This is a genomic window from Rhodoplanes tepidamans, assembly GCF_030813915.1.
Lineage (GTDB): Bacteria > Pseudomonadota > Alphaproteobacteria > Rhizobiales > Xanthobacteraceae > Rhodoplanes > Rhodoplanes tepidamans.
In genome coordinates this window covers 331,000-355,449 of the sequence record NZ_JAUSUJ010000003.1, presented here as the reverse complement: position 1 = coordinate 355,449, position 24,450 = coordinate 331,000, and the positions used below count along the sequence as shown (strand labels likewise).

Genomic DNA, 24,450 nt, shown 5'->3' with positions numbered 1-24,450 from the left:
CAGCGGTCGTCTCATGGCTGGAACGGGATGCCGGCGCGGTTCGCCGGCCGGAACAGTCGTGACGGGAGCCATGCCGGTGTCGATCGGTCAGTGCGGAACAATCCGGGGTCGTGCGCGCGCGATCCTGCTCGCCGGAGCAAGCGCCGCCGCCCTCGCGGCCTCGACCGGGGCGGCCACGGCCGACATGCGGGCGATGCGCTCGACCTCCGGCACGGCGGCCGCGGCGGCGGCGACCGCCGCCACGGCATCGGCACAGGCGGCCCAGACGGCCGCGGCGCAGGCGATGACGCGGGTCAACACGTCGCTGCGCGCCATGCGCGACGCCCAGGCGGCGGCGCGGGCGGCCGCGCAGGCGGCGGCCGGCACGGTGCCGAACGGGCTCGGCGCCGGCGGCCTGGTGGTCGCGCCGGGGGCGGTGCCGAGCGCCACCGACGGCGGCGTGGGCCTGTGGCAGGGCGCCAACCTGCCGACCCAGACGACCACCTCGGGCGGCCGCACCCAGGTCGAGGTGAAGCAGACCGAATCCAAGGCGATCCTGACCTGGGAGAGCTTCAATGTCGGCCGCGAGACCGATCTGTATTTCAACCAGACCGCCGGCGGCAGCAATGTCGCCAATTGGATCGCGCTCAACCGCGTGCTCGACCCGACCGCGGCGCCGAGCAAGATCCTGGGCACCATCAAGGCCGAGGGGCAGGTCTACGTCATCAACCGGAACGGCATCATCTTCGGCGGATCGAGCCAGGTCAACGTACACACGCTGGTCGCCTCGTCGCTGAGCCTGTCGAATGCGCAGTTCATGGCCGGCATCGGTACGACCTTGGTTGCAAAGGCTGACTTCGTACTGGGCGGAGCCGACACTGTCGCGTTGCCGACCTTCGGTGAGCACGGATCCCTTCTGGATTACTGGCAAAGTGCTGCCGCCCAATCGAAACCGGCCTTCGTTCCGGGAAATCCTCCCGGCGACGTCCGCGTCGAGTCCGGCGCGGTCATCGAGACGGCGGCCGGCGGCAAGGCTATGTTGTTCGCACCCCACGTCATCAACGCCGGTACTGTCAGGGCAATCGACGGCCAAGTGATACTGGCGGCCGGCGAGCAGGTCTCTCTCTATCCGTCGCTCGACGTTCGCGGCTTCGACGTTGCCGTCTCGGCTCCGATGCCCTGGTTGTTTTCCCGCAACTGGGTGACACAGGTGCTCCTCGGCGAGCCGAGTGACTGGCAGTATGCGTTTCAAACCGATTTGGTCAATTCGATCCTGCCGGGCATGGATCAGCGCGCAGCCGATGTCGGTTACAGCGTAGCCAACACGGGCATCGTGTCATCGCTCCGCGGCGACATCACCTTTCAGGGGCGCGACATCGCTCAGAGTGGGCTCATTTATGCCAACACCGCGCTCAACAACCAAGGCGGCTCAGTGCGTCTGCAGGCGTGGTCGCAAGGGTCGCTTGCATACAGCACGGACGGCGATCCGTCGGCATCGAGCTGGAGAGCGGGCACCCTGACGCTCTCGGAAGGTAGCATCATTCTGGTCGAGCCCGATCTCGGCGACACCTCGACCATCGAGCTGAGTTCGCTGTCGACCCGCTACGAGCCCGGCCGGGTCGAACTGCGCGGCTACGAGATCACGGTGGAATCGAACGCCGGCGTGGTGGTGCCGGCCGGCAGCATCAGCGTGGTGGCGAGCGCCCAGCCGACGGCACCGGACGAACCCAACGGCGTGAACGGCGGGGTCGCCGACGGCAGCCTGATCACCATTGCCGAGAACGCTTATCTCAGCACGGCCGGATTGATCGGCGTCACGCTGTCGATGGAGAGCAATGTCGTCGCGGTCGAGCTGCGCATCGCCGAGCTGGCGGATTCAGCCCTCTATCGGGATTCGTGGCTGCGCGGCGAGACCATCTATGTCGACAGGCGCGAGAGCGGCATCTTCACCGACGGCGTCATGGCCGGCGTCGAGTGGATCGAGGGCGAGACCGGCAAATGGGTCGGCACGCCGCTCGCCAACGTCTCCGCCTGGCTCGGCACCTCGACGACGACGCTGGGCGAGCTGTCGACCGTGGGCGGCAGCATCGTCCTGAAGTCGGGCGGCTCGGTGATCACCCGCGCCGGCTCGGTGCTCGACGTCGCCGGCGGCTCGATCACCTACACGGGCGGCTGGGTCAACACCACCAAGCTGGTCGGGGCGGACGGCAGGATCTACGATATCGCCGACGCGACGCCGGACCGGGTCTATGTCGGCTTCGCCGGTGATACGACCGTCGATCACGCGCACTGGCGCATCACAGAGGTCTATTCATCGCGGCTGCGCCGGGCGGAAAGCCGCTACGAAGCCGGCTATACCGAGGGCCGCGCCGCCGGCGCGATCCAGATCTGGGCCGGCGAGGCCATCGTGCTGGAGGGCGGATACGCGGGCGGCACCGTGGTCGGCGAACGCCAGGCCGCCAAGGGCACGACGGCCGCAGCCGGCACGCTGACCATCGGCGACGCGAGCAACTCGAACCGCATGTGGCTTCCCGACAACGTGGTCATCTCGAACTCACCTCTGTTGCTCGCAGAGGATCTTAGCAATCTGCGTGAGTTCTACGATTCCGCTACCCAGACCACCACGCTGCGGCTGGACAGCGACCTGCTGGCGGCGTCACAGCTGGGCACGATCGAACTCAATCTGCGCACGGGCTTCGAGCTGACGGAGGGCACGCGTCTCGAGCTCGATTCGGGAGCGGCATTTACGGCTAACGCCAACTCGGGTGCCGCTACGGATGTCCACTACACGGTCAATGGCAGCATCCGCATTGCTGGCGGTAGCGTCCACCTGATCGGGGATATCGATAATATCAAGATCGGCTCCAAAGCCAGCATCGACGTATCAGGACAATGGATCAACGAGGTCAGCGATCGTTTCATCACGCTGAACCGGCGCGTCGACGGCGGCTCGGTCCGCGTTGAAGCCGGGATGTTCGACGTGGCGGCCGGCGCGCGCATCGATGTTTCGGGTGGCGGTTTTATTGCTGTGCACAACGGCGAGATCGGTGCGACGGCAGGTGACGGTGGCAGCATAACACTGCGCGGCATCGACGGCGAGAGCTTGGGCAACCTCGATCTTAGCGCCTATGCGGCAGGCGCTGGTGGAAGTCTCGAGCTTACGACCCCTGCCCAGGTGCAGCTCGGTGGTGGCACGCCATCCGATGCTGCCGTGATGCACATCGGCGATGCGCTTTATTCAGACCGCGGCTTCCGCTTGCTTTCGATCGAGACCACTCAGGGCATTGAGGTGCCCGAGGGTGCTCACCTCTCGCAAGTGCCGGTCAGCATCGACCTCTTGGGCAGCAACTACTTCTCGGTTGCGTCGGGAAGTCACATCCTTGATGTCGCGAGCCCTACTGTGCTGCCGCTTTGGCGGCGTGCGGGTATGCCGGGCACAAGCGTCGACCTGACCGCGGGTCAGAGTGTTGTGTTTGGCCATGAGGCCTCTCTCGTTACCGATGTCCTTGGCAGTGTTGGCATTGGGGGCGCCAACATCAGGCTGAGCGGCACCATCGAGGCCCCGGCGGGAAACATCCACCTGTTCTCACCGGCAGGGGAGATCGTCCTCGGCGATGGTGCGGCCCTGCTCGCCCGCGGTGTCCCGATCATCTACGCAGGTCAGGGGCAGCGTCGTATCGGCGACGTTTTGGACGGGGGAACTGTGGTGCTCGACGCTCCGGGCGTCGAGATAGGTGCCGGCAGTCTAATTGACGTGTCGGGCGCCTCCGGGGTGATCGATGTCGGTGGTCGCGTTGCTGAGGCGGTGACGCTGGGGAGCGACGGCGGCTTTCTGAGCATCACTGCGAATTTCTTCGATCTCACCGAGGACGCCGACCACATCGTCAGGGCGGACGGAGGCGTCGGTGCGACGAACGGCAGATTCTCATTCTCCGCAGGGAAATCCGGCACCGACGGTACCACGCTTTCGGCACATGTCGGGGCGAGCGGCGTCGGCTCCTTCTACGGCACCACAACGCCGGGTGGCCCCACAGCCAGCTTGGGCAATGTGTACCTGACGAACCTGTTCGCAAATGCAAGCGCCGAGGATCTTGCGGCGGCGGCGACCGCCTACGACGCCAATCCCACGGCATACGGTGGCGCGGCGGGCGCGACATTTGCTGCGGCGAGACTGACCAGCGGTCTGCTGAACCCGTTCCGGACATTGCTGGTCAACTCGGCGAAGACCATGACGCTTTCGGTGGGTGAGGGAGGAACCGGCGGGTCTGCCAGCCTCGGCATCACCGATCCTGTGTTCAAGCTGCTGCTCGGGATCATGACCGGTGACTTGGTCCCAAAAAATAACAGCAGTCTGAATGTCACCATTGTCAACAAGGTCAATTTGGCGGCGATCAATCCCACCACCGGCACTTACAATTACATGAATCGAGCGGCGTTCGATACACGCCTGCTCGAGCATGCGGGGTTCAGCAGCATCAGCCTCCAGACGAACGGTGGGGCGATCAACTTCGGATCAGGCGCATCGTTGCCGGCCGCCGACTTGATCACGCTCAATGCAAGCATCATCGGCACCGCAGCAAGCGGTGCGACAAAGCTGTCTGCTGGATACGTCAGGCTGATCGGGGCAGGAAGCGCCACGCCTCAACAAAGCGGTTCCGCTGTTCTCGACATCGACGCCAGTGTCATCGCGATCAAGGGCAGCATTGGGTTTGCAGGCTACGACGTCGTTAACCTCACCGCATCATCCGACCTTCAGTTGGAGGGAGGTTACAACGGAGCGGGGGCGAGCATCTATGCGCCCGGCGACATCATCATGACCGCGGCCCAGATCTATCCGCTGACCCAGGCGAGCCAGAGCATACAAGCTGGCAGGACGATCATCGTGAATAAGGCGTTGGACGGAACGGGCGCGCCAATCCGAGCTCCATTGCCGCTGTCGGTGGCAGGCTCGCTGACGCTCGAAGCGCCGATGATCGCGCAGAACGGCACGCTGGTGGCGCCGTTCGGCGCGATCACGCTCACGGCGGACGATCTCACCCTCGGGGCCGGCAGCGTCACCTCGGTGTCGGGCGCCGGGCTGACGGCGCTCTACGGCACGTTGCTCAACGGCGAGCAGTGGCAGGTCGATAGCGGCAGCGGCACGGCGACGACCATCACCGGCCTGCCCGAGAAGACGATCACGCTGAACGGGTCGACCGTCGGCGTCAGCAGCGGCGCCATGGTGGACATTTCCGGCGGCGGCGACCTCCTGGCCTGGGAATTCGTCGCCGGCACCGGCGGCTCGCACGACGTCCTGGCGATGAGCGGCATGTACGCGATCCTGCCGTCGCAGGCGTCGGCGGCGACGTCGAGCGGCCAGCGCATCTGGCTCGACGGCGGCAACGGCCTCGTGGCCGGCTGGTACACGCTGCTGCCGGCGCGCTATGCGCTGCTGCCGGGCGCCTACGCCATCCAGTTGGTCGATGGCAGTGCCGGCAAGGCGATCGCCAAGTCGGTGACGCTGGCCGACGGCACCGTGCTGATGTCCGGCAAGCTTGGCAATGTCTACACCGGCACCAGCGACGTCCTGTCGTCGACCGTCCGGATCATGTCCGGCGAGGTGGTCCGCAGTTACTCCGATTATAACGAAGCCACCGCCAACACCTACTTCGCCTCCGACGCGTTCAAGACCACCATCTACCGCCTGACCGGCGTCCGGGTGGCGACGCCGCGGCTGCCGATGGACGGCGGGTCGGTGGTGTTCAATGCCAGCCGGACCCTGGTGCTCGACGGCAGCCTCGAGGCGCAGGGTGAACGCGACGGTCTCAGCGGCCTGGTCGACATCACAGGCAGCAAGATCGCAATCGTCGGCACGGGCGTCGCGACCGGCGATCTTTCCGGCTATCTGCTGCTCGACGCCGACAGCCTGACCGCCTTCGGCGGCAGCCTGCTGATCGGCGGCACCCGCACCGAGGGCACCGACGGCCTGCATCTCACCGTGACGGCGAGCGACATCGTGGTGCGCAACGACGCCGGCAGCGAATTGTCGGCGCCCGAGGCCGTGCTGGCGGCAACGGGATCGATCATCGTCGCCGACGGCAGCGTGGTGACGGCGGCCGGCTCGACCGAGAGCAGCGCGATCCTGATCGTCGATCCGCAGTCCGGCACCCAGGATTTCGGTTCACTCATCCGGGTGTCGAGCGGCGGCGCGGTTATGGTGACGCGCACCAATGCCGACAGCAGCGTCGCCGCCGGAACCATCACGATCGGGGCCGGCGCGGTCCTGCGCGGCCGCTCGGTGCTGATCGACGCCACCAACGCGGCCGGTGTCACCATGGCGGCGAGCGCCAGCTTGATCGCCGACAACCTGTCGCTGGCCTCCGGACGCATCGGCTTCGGCGGCGGCAGCGGCCTGGTGCTCGACCAGGCGAGCCTGACGCAGCTCGCCACCGCGCAGAACCTGACTCTGCGCAGCTACACCACCTTCGACTTCTACACCGGCCTCGACCTGACCGGCCTGACCGCGGTGACGCTCGACGGTGCCGGCTTGGTCGGATACGGCGACCACGCCATCGCCATCACGGGCAACACCATCACGCTCGCCAACACCGGGAGCGACTTTGCCGAGCCGACCGGCACCGGCAGCGGCAGCCTGGCGATTGGTGCCGACGAGTTGATCCTCGGCGCCGGCGCCAAGGCGTTGCGTGGGTTCGCGACAGTGACGCTGACCGGCGCCAACGGCATCGTCGGCGAGGGCAAGGGCTCGCTCGATGCCGGCGCCGCGGCGGTGACGCTGGCGACGCCGGTGCTGACCGGGCGCAACGCCGCCAACCAGGCGGTGACGACCACCGGTGCGCTGAGCCTGGTCTCGACCGGCGGCAACACCACGCTGTCGGCCGCCGACAGTCTCGGGTCGATCGTCTCGCTCACCGGCGGCAACGTGCTTGTCGCCGGCACCATCGTGGCGCAGGGCGGCGCGGCCAATGTGGCGGCGACCGGCGGCGCCCTGACGTTGGCGGATGGGACGGTGATCGACGTCGGGGCGGTGTCGAAGACCTTCTACGACGTGGCCGAGTACGGCGACGCCGGAACGATCGCGCTGACCGCGATCGGCGGCGACCTGCTGCTCGCGTCGGGCGCGACCCTGAACCTCGCTGGCGGGACGGATGGCGGAGCCGCCGGCACCTTGTCGCTCACCTCCTCGGGCGGAAACGTGTCGCTTCTGGGTACGATCGACGCGCATGCGGCGGCGGGCGAGGCCGGCGGCACATTCGCGCTCGACACGCTCACCCTCACGAGCTTCTCCGGCCTCAACCGGGCTCTCGACAGCGCCGGCTTCACCGCCTCGCGCCAGTTCCGTATACGCGAGGGTGACGTGACACTGGATGGCGCGACGGTGGCGGAGGAGTTCGTGCTGGTGGCCGACGCGGGTTCCGTCACCATCACCGGCAGCGTCGATGCGCGCGCGACCTATGGCGGCACGATCTCGATCTCGGCCGGCAACGGCCTGGTGATGACGAGCAGCACCGTGCTGGTGGCCGGCGCCACCGACACGACCGATGGCATCGGCAGCGGCCGCGTCACCCTGGAGGCGAGCGGCGGTTCGCTCGACATCCGCGGCGGCACCATCGACGTTTCGGGTGGAGACGGCGGCAAGGTGCGCTTCCGCGCCGTGCAGACCGCGACCCACGACGGCGTCGCCGTCGAAGACCTGATCGTCGCCATCGTCGGCTCGCGCTCGTCGATGCTGGAAGGCGTCGCCGTCTACGACGCCAGCGCCACCGGCACGGTCGAGCAGGTGTGGTCGGCGGCGGTCGGCGATGCCGGTACCTTCATGGCAGCGGCGCCCGCCATCGCCGCCACCATCAGTCCCGGCATCGCGGTGATGGCAGGAATTGACATTAGAAGCTCCGGCGATCTGACGCTCGGCTCCAACATCGATCTTTACAACACCTTCATTTCGGCTCGTGAAGGCGGGCTGACACTGCGGGCAGGCGGCAATCTCAACATCAACGGCAGCATCAGCGACGGATTCTCGACCGCTACGACAACGGGCACGCTGCTCAATACGAAGTCCTGGGACCTGCGGCTCGTGGCCGGTGCGGATCTCCAGTCAGCCAGCGCGGTCGCCCTCCAGAGGACAGAGGCACTGCCTGCGAGCAAGGGGTCGCTGATCGTCGGCGACGCGACGCACGGCTATCTCATTCGCACCGGTAGCGGCGACATCGACATCGCCGCCGGTCGCGACATTCGTCTCACTGACTACGCCGCCGCGATCTATACCGCCGGTCGGGCGGACACCACCGTCTATTCGGACTTCACACCCAAGGTCGGCGCCGTCTATGGTATCGAAGGCGGCAACCTGTCCGTGGCCGCCGGCGGCAGCATCGCCGTCGACATCGCATCGACTGAAAATCTGTCCTTTGTCAACTGGCTGAGCCGAACCGGGACGATGAATGCGACCACTGGTCTGTTCTCGACCGCGGCCGGCGGCCAGTCGAGCTGGTGGGTCAACTATGGCGGCTTCCGGCAGGGCGTGGGGGCGCTCGGCGGTGGCAATGTTGCCGTAAAAGCCGGCGGCGACATCGGCAACCTCGTGGTGGCGCTTGCGACCACGGGCCGCGTACACGGCGGGACGGTCACGCCCGACAGCAAGATCCTGGAAACCGACAACGGCGGCGCCCTGACGGTGAGCGCCGGCGGCGCGATCCGTGGCGGCCAGTATTACGTGGGCCGCGGCAGTGCCGACATCCGTGCGAACGAGCTGGGTGTCGGAACCGGCTCCGGCGGCACGGCCAACACGTTCGGGCTTGCTCCACTGCTGGCGCTCGACGACGCAACGATAAATGTCACGACGTCCGCAAACATGGTGGTGCAAACGGTTGCCGATCCGCTGCTCGCCAACGCGAGCTTCGGCGCCTACATGAGTGGCTACACCGTCGATACCGCAATCGATCTGCTGTCGATCGGTGGGGACATCGTTCTCGTCAATCCGAATTCGAGGTCCAACGCGACCAGACACACTGATCGCTATCCCGCCAAGACCCGGATCACAGCCCTCAATGGCTCGGTGGAAAATAGGGGCTACATATCGATGATGCCGAGCTCGAGTACCGAGCTTCGTATCCTCGCCGCCGAGAACGTGGTGACTGGCGCCATCGTGATGGGGCGAGCATTGACGACGGCGATGCCGTCTCCGTTCAAGCCGTTCGCAACCATCCACAGCAACAATGCCACCAATGATCCGGATTGGCTCTTGCTGAACGACCTGACACGTTCGGCGTACGCCATTTACGGGGGCGGAAACCCGGACGTTCTCGAACTCGCGGATGATTACGAGCCCAGCCGCATCTATGCGTTGGCCGGATCCATCGACTTCAAGAGCTTGCTCGCAGTCGAAGCGAATTTTTCAGGTGTGGCGACCAGCGAGCAGACCTGGTTCAGGGCCGGCACGGATATCCGCAACCTGAACTTCCATTTGCGCAACATCCACGCCACCGACGTCAGCCTGCTCGAGGCCGGCAACGACATCATCGGCCCGGCGATCTTGCCCACAGTCTACGGCAATGAAATACAAGGGCCCGGGTCGCTGTTGCTATCCGCAGGGCGCGAGATTTATGCCCCCGTTCTGCCGATCTACAGCACCGGCAACCGCGCTTTCGACTACACGACCAACACTCCGATCTTGAACTCGGAGATCAAGGGCTTGCCGGCGCGAGGCGCCAGCGTCACCCTGATGGCCGGCATCAACGCCGCGGTCGGCTACGACGCCTTCGCGGCCGCCTATCTCGATCCTACCAACGTGTCGTCGATGGCGAGCTGGCTCACCACCACGGTGAACGGCGTCGTGGTGCCGCTCTATCTCACCGACGCCTACGAAACCAGCGTCGGCGGCGCGACGCATCGATCGCGTCAGGGGCTCGTCTCCTTCGTCGAGGAGGTGACCGGCGAGACGCTGTCGCCGCTCGATGCCTGGGCGCGCTTCCAGACCCTGCCGGCGCTGACGCGGCAGCAGTTTATCCGCAGCGTCTATTTCCAGGAGCTGCGTGCCGCCGGCCGCGACCAGACCGGCGGCCTCGCCAGCGGCGGCTACAACCGCGGCTATACGGCGATCGAAACGCTTTTCCCCGGCGACTCGTGGAGCGGCGACGTGAAGTTCGACAACGCCCTCGTCCGCACCATGGCGGGCGGCGACATCCATGTCCTCACCCCCGGCGGCGGCTTTCAGGTGGCGGCGCTCAACCAGGCGGTCGAATCGGGCTACGGGCTGGTGACGCTCGGCTACGGCCACATCAATGTCTTCGCGCAGGACGATATCGTGGTGAACCAGTCGCGCGTCCTCACCTTCTCGGGTGGCGGCATCGTCATGTGGTCGACCGAAGGGGACATCGACGCCGGCCGCGGCGCCAAGACCCAGCGCGTGCCGTCCGCGCCCGTGGTCGATACCGACGCCGACGGCGTCACCCGCGTGACGGAGCGCGCCGACATCTCCGGCTCCGGCATCGGCACCATCGAAGGCTACACTGGCGTCGAGCCCGGCGACGTCGATCTGATCGCGCCGCAGGGCACGGTCAACGCCGGCGACGCCGGCATCCGGGTCTCGGGCGACTTCACGGTGGCGGCGCGCTTCGTCCTCAACATGGACAACATCAAGGTGTCCGGCGAGACCAAGGGCGTGCCCAAGGAGGACACCAAGGTCGCCCCGCTCACCGTCGAGACCAAGGACAAGACCGCCGCGGAGGCGGCCGCCGCCGCGACCCAGCAGGCGACCGGCGACCGCCCCTCGGTCATCATCGTCGAGATCCTCGGCTACGGCGGCGGCGATGGCCAGATGCGCAGCCCGGAAGAGGGCGACTTGGACGAGCGCAGGAGGGATCGGCGGAGCGGCCCGGCGCCGGTCTACGATCCGGCCGGCCCGGTGCAGATCATCGGCGTCGGCCCGCTGACCGAGGAGGAGCGGCTGCGGCTGCGGGCGGAGGAGCGCGGCCGGCTGTGACGCCGAGGTGCTGGAGCGATGCGGGGGGGGGCAGGCGGTGCCCCTGCTCGCCAAGGCGGGTGGCGCGGTTGCCTTGCGATCAACGCGTGTGTCACAGGCGTGAAAGACAGAACCGTTACGTCTAGTAATAATCGCCTACCTATGTGTTCGCCGTGTCCAATGTGATCATCGTCCGTCATTGAGTGCCGTCGATGGCCGTCCCGATTCGCCGATCGTTCATGGCGCGTGCCTGGCAGGGTCTGGTGATGACCGTGCTGGCGCTGCCGGGGGGCCATTCCGCGGCTGCCCAGGGCGCCGCCTACCAGGCCGGCGACCAGGCCCCCGCATCGTGGACGCAATTCGCCCAGCTGGTGAAGGTGCGGTTCGAGGAATGGGTCGCGGCCGATGACGAGGTCGCGGGGCGCTTCCGCAGCTACGTGAAGGACCGGGCCGGTCAGGCGGGCGGGCCGCCCGCTTCCGTCGTCGTGCGGGCCTGGGTGAACCCGGACGGGTCGGTGGAGCGGGTGTCCTTTCCGCCGCTTCCGGATGCCCGGGCGGATGCCGACCTGAGGACAATCCTGCAGCGAGGCAATGTCGGCGGGGCACCGCCACCCGAGATGCTGCAGCCGCTGAACCTGCGGTTTGCGATCGGAACGGGGCCGTGACGATCCGCTGGCGATGGCCGAGGGGCGGCGTCCCAGATGCGGTTCGGTGCGGCGCCATCATCATCGGCGCGGCGGGAGCCGCGTGACGGTAAGGTGACGTGAGGCCGGCGCATGCAAGGGGCTCCTGGCGGACCCTGGTGTCCTGTCCGGAGGTGAGGGGCCACTCGTGATGGCGACGCAGCCGGGGATGCGAGGGTGCATCCGCGAACGGCGCTTACGGCCGCGTCACCGGCCGGGGCACGGTGAGGCGGGTGGTAGCACGACGGGGTGACGTGGTGGGTGGAACGACGCGGACGAAGACCTGGGGCCGGGCGGCGGTGCTGCCGCTGACGGCCTGGGGCCTGCTCGTCGTTCGGGCGCTGGCGGGTCTCGCGCTCGCGCCCGACGCCCTCGTGGTCGCGGCGGCCATGGGCGTCTCGACGTTCGGTGCCTCCGCGGCCGCGGCCGCGGCGGAGCCGGACCGCCGCGCGGCCGGCGGCCTCGTGCGCTTCGACATCCCCTTGCAGCCGCTGGCGACGGCGCTCGACGAGTTCAGCCGCGTCACCGGCGTGCAGGTCCTGTATGAAAGCCGGCTGGCGCACGGCATGCTGTCGCCGGGGCTTCGCCGCACCGCCACGGTGGAAGCGGCCCTCGCCGCCCTTATCGACGGGACCGATCTCACGGCGCGTTTCGTCGGCCCGAAGGCCGTGACCCTGGTGCGGCCGGTCGCCGCCGATGCGAGCGAGCTCCCGTCGCGTCGCGCGCTCGGCGCGCCGCAGCTCGTGCTGCGGACCATGCGGGTCGTCGAGGAGAACGACGACGGCAAGCTGCGCGCCTACGACATGGTGCTGCGATCCGACATCGAGCAGGCGCTGAAGCGCGATCCGATGACGCGCGCCGGTCCCTACGTGGCGAGCCTCCGGCTGTGGGTCGATCCGTCCCGCGTCGTGCGCCGGATGGAGCTGGTCGACACCACGGGCGACGACCGCTACGACGCGGCCATCTCCAAGGCGCTGCGGGGGCTGGTGGTCAGCCAGCCGCCGCCGCCGGCGATGCCCAACCCGATCAACGTCAAGATCAGCGTGCGGGGCCTATGAGACGCCGGCCGGAGCAGGCGCCGGTGCCGATCTGGCCCCTGCCCGGGGAGGAGGAGCCCGACCGCTCGGCGCGCGTGCTCCTGGTCGGCGCCGGCCTGTCGGTGCTGGCTGTCGCCGGCATCGTCCTGCTGGTCTGGACGCTCGCCGTCACCGGCGACCGCGTCGCCGGCCGGCGCGGGGACGGCGTTCGGGTCACGCTGATCGATCCGCAGCCGTCGGCCACGACTGCACCGGCTCCCCGCAATCCGACGCCGGCCGAGACCGCCGAGACGGTGCCGCCGCCGGCGCACGCCCCCGCGCAAGACGCCGCCGAACCCGCCGCGGCGCCGGCGCCGCGACCCTATGTCGATCTGCCGCGGGTCAGTGGCAGGGCCGCGACCGATGCGCTGGTCGACGATCCCGGCCTCGGCGCCGCCGCGTCGTCCTATCAGGCGAGCCTGGAGACCCATATCGGGCGGTTCCGCCGCTACCCGGATTCGGCGCGGCGGCAGCGTCTGCAGGGAACCGTCCAGGTCAGGTTCGAGGTCGATCGCGACGGCACGGTTCTCGACGTCCGGGTCGTCTCCAGCTCGGGCCACGCGGCGCTCGATTCCGCCGCCATGGACACGATCCGGCGCGCCGCCCCGCTGCCGCCGATTCCGCAGGGTTTCCCGGATCGGCTCGACGTGCTGCTGCCGGTCGAGTTCGCCCTGTCGCGCACCGGGGCGGACGCCCGCCGGCTCTGAGCGGGAGCGGCGGTGCGGCCGTACTCCGTCCATCCGGCACGACTTCATGTGACACGAGCATGTCACATGGCTGTCGAGAATGGGGCCTATCCCAGCGTCGGGTGAGGGCGGACCTTCGGGGTCCGGGAGAGCATGCAGATCGCGTCTCCGGAGACCAACCGAGCGATCCTCCGTGAGTTGCTCGTCGAGCACTATCATGATCTCGGTCGGCAGCTCGCGCAGCGGCTCGGCTCGATGGAGCTCGCCCGCGAAGCCCTCCAGGAGACCTTCCTGCGCCTGGAGCGGATCGGCGACATCGGGCCGATGCGCAGCCCGAAGGCCTATCTGCTCAGGATCGCGCTCAACGTGGCGATCGACGGCCGCCGCGCCGAAAGCCGTCGCTTGACTGACGACGAGGTCGATTCTCTATTGGCCCTGCCCGATGATTCACCGGACCCGTACCGGACCATCGAGGCGCGTTCCGACGTCGAGGCACTGAAGCGCGCGATCGCCGAACTGCCGCAACGCCGGCGTGATATTCTGGTCGCCGCCCGGGTGGGCGACGTGTCGCACCGCGATCTGGCGGAGCGGTTCGGCGTCTCGGTGCGGACCATCGAGATCGAGCTGAAGTCCGCCGTCGAGCATTGTGCGGCGCGACTCGGACGAAAATGGAAACGTCGATTCGGTCCGCGGCCCCGAGACGCGTCTTCTGAGTAGAGCCGGAGCGAAGGGCGCGACCCGGCACGAAAGCGGCGGGCCGTGACGGACAGCGACCACACCTTCCTGGATCACGATCCCCTGAAGCGCGAGGCCCTCGACTGGGTCGTCCGTCTCACGTCGGGCACGGCGACCGTCGCGGATGCCGACCGCCTCACGGCGTGGCGCGCGGCGCATCCCGATCACGAGGCGGCGTTCCGTGACGCGGTCCGCACCTGGAAGCTCCTGGGCGATGCCGCCCGTGCAGCCGGCGCTGCGCCGGCCACCGCGGCGCCGGCACGTCGGCCGGCGGTGCTCGGCCGACGCGCCCTGCTGGTCGGCTCCGTCGCCGCCTCGGTCGCCGCCGTGGCGGTTCTCGGCCGCAATCCGCCGCTCGGCCTGTGGCCATCCTTCGACGAGCTCGCGGCGGACTACCGCACGGCCAAAGGCGAGCGTCGGCGGATCGTGCTGTCCGACGACGTGTCGGTTCACCTCAACACCCAGAGCAGCGTCGCTGTGCGGACCTCGCCCCACCGGCTCTCCCTTGTCGCCGGCGAGGCGATCGTGACCTGCCGGGCCGGCGCCGGCGAGGCGGTCGAGCTGGTGGCCGGCCACGGCCGTGTCGTCGCCGGCGAGGCGGAGTTCAGCGCCCGGCTCGACGGTCAGACCGCGAGCGTCGTGTGCCTGGAGGGTGACGTCGTGATCCATCACGGCAGCCGTCGCCTGCGGCTGTTGCGCGGCCAGCAGGCACGCTACTCGGCCGATGGGCTCGACTCCGCCGCTCCGGCCGACGTCGAGACCGCGACGGCGTGGACGAACGGACTCCTCGTCTTCAAGAATCGTCCGCTCGCCGAGGTGATCGACGAGGTGAACCGCTATCGGCCGGGCCGCATTCTGGTGACGCGATCCGAGCTCGGCGGCCGTCTGGTCAACGCATCGTTCCACATCGATCGCCTCGACCTGATCCCGGCCCAGATCCGCGACGTGTTCGGCGTCTCCGTCACGGAGCTTCCCGGCGGCCTCGTGCTGATCGGCTGACGGACGTCTGCGCCTGGCGATCGACACCGCGGGGGCCGCCCGTGGCGCGCCGTCGCGGCTCGTCGTCTCCCCTGCTTCACCAGATGGTCGGGGCCCGGCCCGGTGGACGCGCGTTCGCGCACCGCATCGGTGGGGCGTCTTCTGCGCCGCGCCGGTGCGACATCGCTACGGCGTCCGGTGCCGGCCGACGGCGATCAAAATTTTAGAGATTCGTAACTCCTCCCTCCGGCGCGTCTGTGATTCGGAAGCAGGGATCCGGGCGCGTCTCACCGCCGTGTCCGGAAGGAGGTGCATGTTGTCCGGTGGTCTACGAGCGAGCCGTCGCGTCCAAAAATCCGCCGGTCAGCCCGGGCGAACCGAGCGGCGCGCGATCGAGGTCGCGACGGCGCTCGCCGCGGCGCTCGCGGCCTGCCCGCCGGCAATCGCGGCGCCGGAGCGAGGCCCCGAGCCGCCGGCGGCGACGAGCCCGGAGAGCAAGCGGCCGGCCCGTTTCGACATCGACGAGTTCGAGATCCGCGGCGCCGACGCGCTGGCGCAGATCGACATCGAGGAGGTTCTCTATCCCTTCACCGGCTCCGGAAAGAGCGGAGCCGACGTGGAGAAGGCGCGGGCCGCGCTCGAGAAAGCCTATCACGACCGGGGTCTCCAGACCGTCGGCGTCGCGATCCTGACCGAGGAGCCGGCGGGTGGCGTCGTCGTGCTGAAGGTGACGGAGCAGAAGGTCGGCCAGCTCCGGGTGAACGGATCGCGGTTCTTCGACATCGACCGGATCAAGCGCACGGCGCCGTCCGTGCAGGAAGGCAAGCTGCCGAACTTCAACGACATCAGCCGCGACATCGTCCGCCTGAACCAGTGGCCCGACCGCCGGGTGACGCCGGCGCTGCGGGCCGGCGTCTCGCCCGGGACCGTCGACATCGACCTCAATGTCGAGGACAAGCTTCCGCTCCACGCCACGGTCGAGGTCAACAACCGGCAGAGCCCGAACACGCGGCCGCTGCGGACCACGGCGACGGTCCGTTACGACAATCTCTGGCAGCTCGGGCACTCCGCCAGCTTCACTTATCAGGTGGCGCCGCAGGCGCCCGATCAGGTCGAGGTCTTCTCCGGCTCCTACCTCTGGCGGCCGACCTTCACGGACCGGTTCAACCTGCTGTTCTACGGCGTGAAATCGAAGAGCAGCGTCGCCACGATCGGGGGCATCAACGTGGTCGGCCCCGGCGAAATCCTCGGCAGCCGGGCCGTCATCACGCTGCCCGGGTTCGAGAACTTCTTCCACACGCTCTCGGCCGGCATCGACTACAAGCACTTCGATCAGACCACGGAGCTCGGCGGCGTCCAATCCTCCTCGCCGGTCACCTATTGGCCGGGCTCCGTCAACTACAACGCGACCTGGCAGCGCGAGAACTCGCTGACCCAGCTCGGCGCCGGCCTCGTGTACGGCTTCCGCGGCCTCGGCAGCGACTACGACACCTTCGACATCAAGCGATACAAGGCGACCGCCGCCTTCACGGTGCTGAAGGGCGACCTCACCCAGACCTTCGACCTGCCTGGCCGCTTCCAGGCCTACGGCAAGGTCCAGGGCCAGATCTCCGACCAGCCGCTGGTGTCGAGCGAGCAGTTCAGCCTCGGCGGGCTGGACACGGTGCGGGGCTATCTCGAGTCCGAGACGGTCGGCGACTACGGCGTCGCCGGCACGGTCGAGCTGCGCACGCCCGACATCGCCGGCTGGTTCCGCGAGACGTTCAAGCCGCCGGCGCCGCCGCCCAAGCCGTTCGACATCACGATGGTGAACGAGCTGCGCCTGTTCGCCTTCGGCGACGCCGGCTTCGTTCGAATCCACGAGCCGCTGCCCGAGCAGCAGCAGCAGTTCGATCTCGCCAGCTACGGGTTCGGCACGCGGTTCCGCGTGTTCGACTACTTCAACGGGTCGGTCGCCTACGCCATGCCGGTGATCGGCCAGACCTACACGACCGCGAACAACCCCCGTGTGCTGTTCCGCTTCTGGGGCGAATTCTGAAGGGACCGCTTCGATGACTCTCGGCCTTGTATCACGCGTGCGGCGCCGGCCCGGAGCGGCCTCGTGTCACGCCTTCCGCAGCGTCGCCATGGCTCTGGCGATCGGGCTCGCGGCGGCGGCGCTCTGGCCTGCCGGCGCCGCACAGGCGTGGTGGAACGACGAATGGTCGATGCGCAAGAAGATCACGCTCGACACCAGTCCCTCCGGCGCCAACGTCGTCGAGCCGGTCGGCACGGTTCCGGTCCTGGTGCGGCTGCACGTGGGCAACTTCCGCTTCGCCGTCGCCAAGGAGGACGGGGCGGATCTGCGCTTCGTCGCCGGCGACGACAAGACGCCGCTCAAGCATCACGTCGAGAAATACGACTCGCTGCTCGGCGAGGCGCTGGTCTGGGTGCAGGTGCCGAACGTGGCGCCGGGCGCCAAGAGCGACCTGTGGCTCTACTACGGGAACAAGAAGGCGGTCTCGGTCGCCGACGCCAAGACGACCTACGATCCCGATTCCGTGCTGGTCTATCACTTCGGCGAGCGCGGCACGCCGGCGCAGGACTCCTCGCCCTGGGCGAACCACGCCCAGAGCGCCGGCCAGCCGGCCGACGGGGCGATGATCGGCACCGGTCTGCGGCTCGACGGCCGCACGCCGCTGACGCTGCCCGGCAATCCCTCGCTGGCGCTGGCCGACGCCGCGCCGTTCACCTGGTCCACCTGGGTGAAGATGGCGGCGCCGCAGCCCAACGCGGTCCTGTACGCGCGCCGCGACGGCCGCAACGCGCTGGTGATCGGTCTCGACAACGGAGCACCCTTCGTCGAGGTGACGCGCGACGGCGTCACCGACCGCAGTGCGACCGCGGCTCCGATCGCGCCCAACGCCTGGCGCCACATCGCCGTGGTGTCGAGCGGGACGCAGATGTCGGTGGTGCTGGACGGTCAGCCCTACGGCGTGCTCGCCGCCGCCACGCCTGCGCTGAGCGCGGCCGCGACGGTCGGCGGCGACAGCGCGCGACCGGTGACGCCGCCCCCATCGTCGGCACCGCTCGAGGTGTCCCCCTCGTCGGGTGTCGACGGTGCAGCGGCCGAGGGCGCCGGAGCTTCAACCCCACCGGCGTCCTCGGCCGAGCCCGGGGCGACGCCGGTCGATCCGGTGGTCGCGCCAGTGCCGGTGTCCGTGCCGGTCGTCATGTCGACCTTCGCCGGCGACATCGACGAGCTGCAGATCGCCAAGGTGGCGCGTCCCGCCGGCTTCGTCCGGGTGCAGGCGATCGGGCAGGGCGGCGACGTCGGCAAGCTGATCGGCTTCGCGCCCGACGAGGAGACGGCGAGCTGGTTCACCGGCTACTTCGCCGTGATCCTGCGCTCGGTCACGATCGACGGCTGGGTCGTCATCGCGCTCCTCGGGGTGATGGCGGTGATCAGCTGGGTCGTGATGATCGACAAGGCGTCCTATCTGGCCCGGCAGGCCAAGGCGAACGCCCGCTTCATGGCGGCCTTCCGGGAGCTCTCCGCCGACATCACGGCGATCGACGACGGCGATCCGGACGACGTGTCGAGCCTCGGCGGGCGGTTCAAGCCGTCCGACGCCAAGATGCTGCGCAACGCCTCGCTTTACCGGCTCTATCACGTCGGTGTCGCCGAGCTGAAGCACCGCTTCACCGACGGGCAGAAGCGTAAGCTCAAGGGCGCCTCGCTCGCCGCCATCCGGGCGACGCTCGACGCCACGCTGGTGCGTGAGTCGCAGCGGCTCAGCCGGCTGATGGTGATCCTCACCATCGCCATCTCGGGCGGACCGTTCCTCGGCCTCCTCGGCACCGTGGTCGGCGTGATGATCACGTTCGCGGCGATCGCGGCGAGCGGCGACGTCAACATCAACGCCATCGCGCCCGGCATCGCGGCGGCCCTGGTCGCCACCGTCGCCGGCCTCGTCGTCGCGATCCCGGCGCTGTTCGGCTACAACTACCTGATCACCCAGATCCAGAACCTGAACGCCGACATGCAGGTCTTCGTGGACGAGTACGTCACGAAGATGGGCGAGGCGTATCGGGCCGACGGTGCCGATCATGCGCGCGCCATCGCGGCGGAGTGAGCCATGAAGATCCAGAGCCAAGCCAAGCCGTACGACGACATCAACATCACGCCGATGTTGGATCTCGCCTACGTGCTCCTGGTGATCTTCATCATCATGACCACCGCGACCGTGCAGGGCATGAAGGTCAACCTGCCGAAGGCGACTGCGGCGCCCAGCCTGGCGCAGCAGACCACCAAGGCGATCACGGTGACCAACGAGGGCCGCATCTTCCTCGACACCATCCCGGTCACGCTGGCCGAGCTGGAGCAGCGGCTGGTGCAGCAGAAGGCGCTGACGCCCGAGTTCCCCGTGGTCCTGCGGGGCGACAGCCAGACCCAGTACCAGAACGTGATGGACGTGCTCGACCTGCTCGGTCGTCTCGGCATCACCCAGGTGGGCCTGGCGACCAAGCCCCTCGTGATGTGAGACGGCGACCATGACCGCAAATCGCGACTCGCGGGACGGCAGGCGGCGCTTCGGGATCGCCGCCGGGGGGGCGGCGATCGTCCTGGCGCTGGCCGCCGCCGGCATCGTGCTGGTGCAGGGATCGGAGTCCGATCCGCCACGACGTGTCCAGGAGTTCGTCGTGGTCGTGCTGCCGCCACCACCGCCTCCGCCTCAGGTGCAGCCGCCGCCCGAGGAGAAGATGATCGAGGCGCCGAAGATGGCGGAGCCGGAGTTCAAGCCGGAGAAGCCGGCCGAGAAGCCGATCGACGAGAAGCCGGCCGAGTCCGCGAGCGACGAGCCGCCGGGCCCCCCGGCGCTCGACGTCGACGCCAGCGGTCCGGGCGACATGGCGGCCAAGAAGGGCGGCCGCTCGCTCACCGCCGGCGGCGGCGGCAGCCTGTTCGCCTGGTACAACGGCGTCGTCACCAGTCAGATTCAGCGTGCCCTGATGGCCAACCCGAAGACGCGAAGCTCGGTGGCCCAGATGCAGGTGCGGGTGTGGGTCGACGGCACCGGGCGGATCGTCCGGATCGTGCTGGGCTCGTCGAGCGGCAATGCGGAAATCGACAGCGCGGTGCGCGACGAGATTCTCTCCGGGCTGGTTCTCCGCGAGCCGCCGCCGCCGAACATGCCGATGCCGATGGTGGCCCGCATCGTCATGCGGCGACCGACATGAACCGAACATACGACGACGCCGGCGCGCAGGCGACCGGCGCGAATGACCAGATCGAAGCAGTGAAGGGGCGGGGGTGATGTTCCAGACGAAACACGAGAGCGCGCGGCGGTCGATGCTCGCGATGACGATCGGCGCGATCTGCGTGGCCGCTCCCGCGGTGGCCCAGGACGCCAAGCCGGCGGCGAAGCGGCCGACCGTCTCCACCGAGAAGGCGATGAGCCCGAACGCGATGGTCAACCTGGTCAACCGCCTGGTGAAGCGCGGCGTGTTCACCGAGGAGGAAGGCGAGCTCCTGATCAAGCAGGCGCAGGACGAATCCTATGTGGTCCAGGAGGCCGCGCGCGGGGCTTCGGCTCGAGCCGAGGAGGCCGCCAAGACGGCGGCCGCGGCGGCCGCCGCCGCGTCGCCGCCCGGCACCAAGCGGGTCAGCCACGTCCCCGAGGTGGTCAAGCGCCAGCTGCGCGAGGAGCTCCGGCAGGAGGTGTTCGCCAAGGCGAAGGCGGAAGGCTGGGCGTCCCCCGGCACCTATCCCGAATGGGCCTCGCGCATGCGCTTCTACGGCGACATGCGGGTGCGCTACGAGAACCAGTTCTTTCCCAAGGGAAACCTGCAGGACTACGCTTACGACTTCAATTCCATCAACACCGGAAATCCCTACGACTACGGCTGGTCGGAGGCCTGGTATCCGACCTACAACGTGACCGAGGATCGCAACCGCCTGCGGCTGCGGGCACGGCTCGGCTTCGACGCCGACCTCACCAATGGGTTCACGGCCGGAATGCGGATCGCGACCGGCGATTCCAGTGCCCCGGTGTCGACCAACCAGACGCTCGGGGGATCGGGGAGCAACTTCAGCAAGTACTCGCTGTGGCTCGATCGCGCCTTCATCCAGTACCAGCCGGCCTACGAGTACATGGGGGTGATCGGCCGGTTCGACAATCCGTTCTTCACGGCCGGCGACATGGTGTGGAACCGGGATATCGGCTTCGACGGCGGCGCGATCAAGTTCAAGCGCGACCTGGTGCCGGACTTCACCGGCTTCCTGAACGCCGGCGTGTTCCCGATCTACAACACGTCGCTCAACGCCGGCATCAATCTCGGCTCGCAGGCCGACGACGAGCCCTACAAGTACAAGAGTCACGACAAGTGGCTGCAGGGCGCCCAGGTCGGCTTCTCGACGCGCTTCGCCGAGTTCTGGGACTTCACGGTCGGCGGCGCCTTCTACAACTTCACCGGCGTCAAGGGCCGTCTGTCGAGCCTGTGCGACACGACTCAGAGCAGCATCGCCTGCGACACCGACCTCTACCGTCCGCTGTTCGCCCAGAAGGGAAACACCTATATGCTGCTCCGCAGCCAGGATCTGGCCGCGTTGGCGCAGTATCAGCTCGACAACAGCGGTGCCGGTCACAATTATCAGTATTTCGGCCTCGCCACCGAGTTCCGGCCGCTGGTCGTCTCCGCTCGTCTCCAGAACAAGATCTTCGCGCCGATCTGGATCACGCTCGAAGGCGAGTTCGTGAAGAACATGGCGTTCGACAAGGCCGAGGTGGCGGCCCTGGCGGTCAACAATCGCGGCCCGAACATCACCTACAGCGACGGAACGACGGTCGAGGGCGGCTACGAGGGCGGCGACACCGGCTACTACGGCCGGCTGACGGTAGGCCACCCGGCGCTCAAGCAGCTGTGGGACTGGCAGGCGCATGTCGGCTACAAGTACGTCGAATCCGACGCCACCGTCGACGCCTTCACGGACTCGGATTTCGGCCTCGGCGGCACCAATCTCAAGGGCTATTTCGTCGGCGCCAGCCTCGGCCTGAGCCCCAATGTCTGGGCCACGGTGCGCTGGATGAGCGCCAACGTGATCGCCGGTCCGGCAGCTTCGGTCGACATCCTCCAGGTCGACCTCAACGCGAAGTTCTGATCATGGTCCGGCTCGTTCTCATCTCCGCCGTCGCGGCGCTGGCGTTCGCCGGCCCGGCGCAGGCCCAATCCGAAACCGACCGGCTGCGCGAGGCGCTGCGCAGCGCCACGGCGCAGACCCGGATGCTGGAGGACCAGCGCACCCAGCTCCAGGCCCGCCTCGCCGAGGCGGATCGCGCCCGCACCGCGCTGCAGGGCCAGGTCGACCAGCTCAAGGGTCAGCTCAAGGAGGTGGAGGTGGCCCACCGCACGGCAGTCGAGACGTTCAACCAGAAGCTCGAGGAACGCAACGAGGTGCTCGAGCGCTGGAAGTCCGCCTATGCCGAGGCCGCCACGGTGGCCCGCACCAAGGACGCCGAGCGCGCCAAGTTCGAGGGCGAATCCAACGCGTGCAAGGTCCGGGCGAAGAGCTGCGAGGGGAAGAACAAGGAGCTGGTCAAGATCGGCCAGGAGCTGATGAGGGCCTACGAGGGCGTCACCATCGGCGACATCGTCGGCGGGCGGGAACCGATGTTCGGCCTCCGTCGCGTGGATGTCCAAAACCTGCTGCAGGATTACGGCGGCAAAATCCGTGAACAGAAGGTCGCTCCATGACGTCGCTCGTCTCGTATCGCGTTCGCGCAGGTGTCCTCACGGCCTTGACGATGGTCCTGTCCGGTTCGGTGGCGCTGGCCCAGGCCACGGTGCCGGCCGCCCGGCCGAACCCCAGGCCCGCCGCCACGGCGGCGGCGCCGGCGGCGAGGCCTGCCGCCGCGCCGGCCGCCCGCGCGGCGCCCGCGGCACCCGCGGCGGACGTCGTCGCGCGGATCGGATCGATCGACGTGAAGGCGGACGAGGTTCGAGCCCTGGTGGCGGGGTTGGGCGAGCGCGAACGGGCGGCGCTCGACGCCGATCCGTCGCGGCTCGGGCAGGCGGTCCGCTCCATGCTGGCGACCCGGATGCTGCTCAAGGAGGCGCTGGACAAGAAGTGGGATCAGACCCCGGCCGTCGCCGAGCATCTCCGCAAGGTCCGCGAGGCGGCGATCGCCGAGACCTATCTCGCCTCCGTCGCCAAGGTGCCGGCGGACTATCCGCCGGAGGCCGACATCCGGGCCGCCTACGAGGCGAACCGGACGGCCCTGGTGGTGCCGCGGTCCTTCCAGGTCGCCCAGATCTTCGTGGCGGGCGCCCGCGACGCCGACAAGCCGACGCTCGACGCCGCCCGCAAGAAGCTCGCCGAGATCGAGGCGAAGCTGAAGCAGCCGGGTGCCGACTTCGGCGCGGTCGCGCGTGACCTCAGCGACTCGCGCCAGACGGCCGAGCGCGGCGGCGAGATCGGCTGGGTGTCCGAGTCGCAGATCCGCCCGGAGCTGCGCGCCATCCTGCTCGGCCTGGCCAAGAACGGCGTGGCCGATCCGGTCCAGCTCGACGACGGCTGGCACATCCTCAAGCTGGTCGACACGCGGGCGGCCGCGACGCGGCCTTACGACGAGGTCCGCGACCAGCTCGCCGGACGGCTGCGCGAGGAGCGGGCCACGCAGATGCGACGGGCCTACATGGCCGAGCTCCTGCGGCGCACGCCGCCGGTCGTCAACGAGTTCGCCCTCTCCAAGGCGCTCGAGGACGGCAAGTCCGCCAAGCCGTGACGCCGGTCGATGCCGGCGATCCATCCATTCTGTCCGTGACAACGAGTGAATTCCGACCCATGGCCATCGATCCGAACGTCCCGTTCCTCGACATCGACTTCGACCGCTTGACCGAGCTCCTGCAACAGCAGGGCTATCGGGTCGAGCGCGTGACCGAGCCCTCCGGCCGCGAGGTCCTGCGCTCCGCCACCGGCGGTCTCGCCTTCGAGATCCAGGGCGGCAGCCCGGCCCCGGCGGGCGCCGGCCGCTATCTCGATGTCCGTTGCGTCGCCGCCTTGAAAGTGGAGGGCGAGCTGAGCTTCGTGGTGGTGAACGCCTGGAACGACTCGCGGCGCTACGCCCGGATGCTGCGTCACGGCGACATGCTGGTGCTCACCCAGGACGTCTCGGTCGCCGGCGGCGTGCTGCCGGCCCATGTCGCGACGCAGTTCACGCTGTGGGATCGGCTCGTCCAGGATCTTCCGAGCTTCCTCCGTACCGAGATCGCACGCGTCACGTCCCGGGCCCCATCGACCCGTCCGGCCGCCGCGACGGTGGCCGAGGCGGCGGCGCCGGCGGCCTAGCCGCCGGGCGTTTTCCCGGCGCGAGTCGATC

The 24,450-nt window shown here is 68.5% G+C and carries 14 protein-coding genes; all 14 read left to right on the top strand.

From position 1 onward, the window contains the following. Positions 1-70: 70 nt before the first annotated feature. The 14 genes from J2S22_RS05855 (at position 71) to J2S22_RS05790 (ending at position 24,419) form a co-directional block, all read left to right on the top strand. Entirely contained in the window at positions 71-10,954 is a 10,884-nt protein-coding gene (locus tag J2S22_RS05855) for a filamentous hemagglutinin family protein (RefSeq protein ID WP_272777855.1), read from the top strand. 191 nt (positions 10,955-11,145) lie between these two features. Continuing rightward, complete coding sequence (locus tag J2S22_RS05850) at positions 11,146-11,598, top strand: hypothetical protein (RefSeq protein ID WP_272777856.1); 453 nt, start codon at positions 11,146-11,148, stop codon at positions 11,596-11,598. Between the two features lie 272 nt (positions 11,599-11,870). Continuing rightward, positions 11,871-12,674 carry an STN domain-containing protein gene (locus tag J2S22_RS05845; RefSeq protein WP_272777857.1) on the top strand — a complete coding sequence of 268 codons (804 nt, stop codon included), beginning with the start codon at positions 11,871-11,873 and terminating at the stop codon, positions 12,672-12,674. Positions 12,675-12,697: 23 nt separating this feature from the next. After that, positions 12,698-13,399, top strand: a complete 702-nt coding sequence (locus J2S22_RS05840) for an energy transducer TonB (protein WP_272777858.1) — start codon at positions 12,698-12,700, stop codon at positions 13,397-13,399. A gap of 132 nt (positions 13,400-13,531) precedes the next feature. Beyond that, positions 13,532-14,095 (top strand): RNA polymerase sigma factor, encoded by a 564-nt coding sequence (locus J2S22_RS05835; RefSeq protein ID WP_272777859.1) that lies wholly within the window; start codon positions 13,532-13,534, stop codon positions 14,093-14,095. Positions 14,096-14,137: 42 nt separating this feature from the next. Next, positions 14,138-15,112: a FecR family protein gene (locus J2S22_RS05830; RefSeq protein ID WP_272777860.1), complete on the top strand. Its 975-nt coding sequence runs from the start codon at positions 14,138-14,140 to the stop codon at positions 15,110-15,112. A 292-nt stretch (positions 15,113-15,404) separates the two neighbouring features. After that, positions 15,405-17,129, top strand: a complete 1,725-nt coding sequence (locus tag J2S22_RS05825; RefSeq protein ID WP_272777861.1) for a ShlB/FhaC/HecB family hemolysin secretion/activation protein — start codon at positions 15,405-15,407, stop codon at positions 17,127-17,129. A gap of 88 nt (positions 17,130-17,217) precedes the next feature. Beyond that, on the top strand, positions 17,218-19,206 hold the full coding sequence (locus J2S22_RS05820) for a DUF2341 domain-containing protein (RefSeq protein WP_272777862.1): 1,989 nt from the start codon (positions 17,218-17,220) through the stop codon (positions 19,204-19,206). Between the two features lie 3 nt (positions 19,207-19,209). Further along, complete coding sequence (locus J2S22_RS05815; protein ID WP_272777863.1) at positions 19,210-19,614, top strand: ExbD/TolR family protein; 405 nt, start codon at positions 19,210-19,212, stop codon at positions 19,612-19,614. Positions 19,615-19,624: 10 nt separating this feature from the next. Beyond that, positions 19,625-20,311 carry a TonB C-terminal domain-containing protein gene (locus J2S22_RS05810; RefSeq protein WP_272777864.1) on the top strand — a complete coding sequence of 229 codons (687 nt, stop codon included), beginning with the start codon at positions 19,625-19,627 and terminating at the stop codon, positions 20,309-20,311. A 76-nt stretch (positions 20,312-20,387) separates the two neighbouring features. Beyond that, a complete protein-coding gene (locus J2S22_RS05805; protein ID WP_272777865.1) occupies positions 20,388-22,232 on the top strand; it encodes a putative porin in 1,845 nt (614 codons plus the stop codon). Positions 22,233-22,234: 2 nt separating this feature from the next. After that, a complete protein-coding gene (locus tag J2S22_RS05800) occupies positions 22,235-22,825 on the top strand; it encodes a hypothetical protein (protein ID WP_272777866.1) in 591 nt (196 codons plus the stop codon). 50 nt (positions 22,826-22,875) lie between these two features. Continuing rightward, positions 22,876-23,856 carry a peptidylprolyl isomerase gene (locus J2S22_RS05795; RefSeq protein ID WP_272777867.1) on the top strand — a complete coding sequence of 327 codons (981 nt, stop codon included), beginning with the start codon at positions 22,876-22,878 and terminating at the stop codon, positions 23,854-23,856. Positions 23,857-23,915: 59 nt separating this feature from the next. Next, positions 23,916-24,419: a YbjN domain-containing protein gene (locus J2S22_RS05790; RefSeq protein ID WP_272777868.1), complete on the top strand. Its 504-nt coding sequence runs from the start codon at positions 23,916-23,918 to the stop codon at positions 24,417-24,419. Positions 24,420-24,450: the final 31 nt, after the last annotated feature.

Bases quoted from the DNA above. Each gene is read 5' to 3' on its own strand.
- J2S22_RS05825 (WP_272777861.1), top strand. From the start codon at position 15,405: ATGTTGTCCGGTGGTCTACGAGCGAGCCGTCGCGTCCAAAAATCCGCC.
- J2S22_RS05855 (WP_272777855.1), top strand. From the start codon at position 71: ATGCCGGTGTCGATCGGTCAGTGCGGAACAATCCGGGGTCGTGCGCGC.
- J2S22_RS05810 (WP_272777864.1), top strand. From the start codon at position 19,625: ATGACCGCAAATCGCGACTCGCGGGACGGCAGGCGGCGCTTCGGGATC.
- J2S22_RS05805 (WP_272777865.1), top strand. From the start codon at position 20,388: ATGTTCCAGACGAAACACGAGAGCGCGCGGCGGTCGATGCTCGCGATG.
- J2S22_RS05790 (WP_272777868.1), top strand. From the start codon at position 23,916: ATGGCCATCGATCCGAACGTCCCGTTCCTCGACATCGACTTCGACCGC.
- J2S22_RS05795 (WP_272777867.1), top strand. From the start codon at position 22,876: ATGGTCCTGTCCGGTTCGGTGGCGCTGGCCCAGGCCACGGTGCCGGCC.
- J2S22_RS05820 (WP_272777862.1), top strand. From the start codon at position 17,218: ATGGCTCTGGCGATCGGGCTCGCGGCGGCGGCGCTCTGGCCTGCCGGC.
- J2S22_RS05815 (WP_272777863.1), top strand. From the start codon at position 19,210: ATGAAGATCCAGAGCCAAGCCAAGCCGTACGACGACATCAACATCACG.
- J2S22_RS05850 (WP_272777856.1), top strand. From the start codon at position 11,146: ATGGCCGTCCCGATTCGCCGATCGTTCATGGCGCGTGCCTGGCAGGGT.
- J2S22_RS05835 (WP_272777859.1), top strand. From the start codon at position 13,532: ATGCAGATCGCGTCTCCGGAGACCAACCGAGCGATCCTCCGTGAGTTG.
- J2S22_RS05800 (WP_272777866.1), top strand. From the start codon at position 22,235: ATGGTCCGGCTCGTTCTCATCTCCGCCGTCGCGGCGCTGGCGTTCGCC.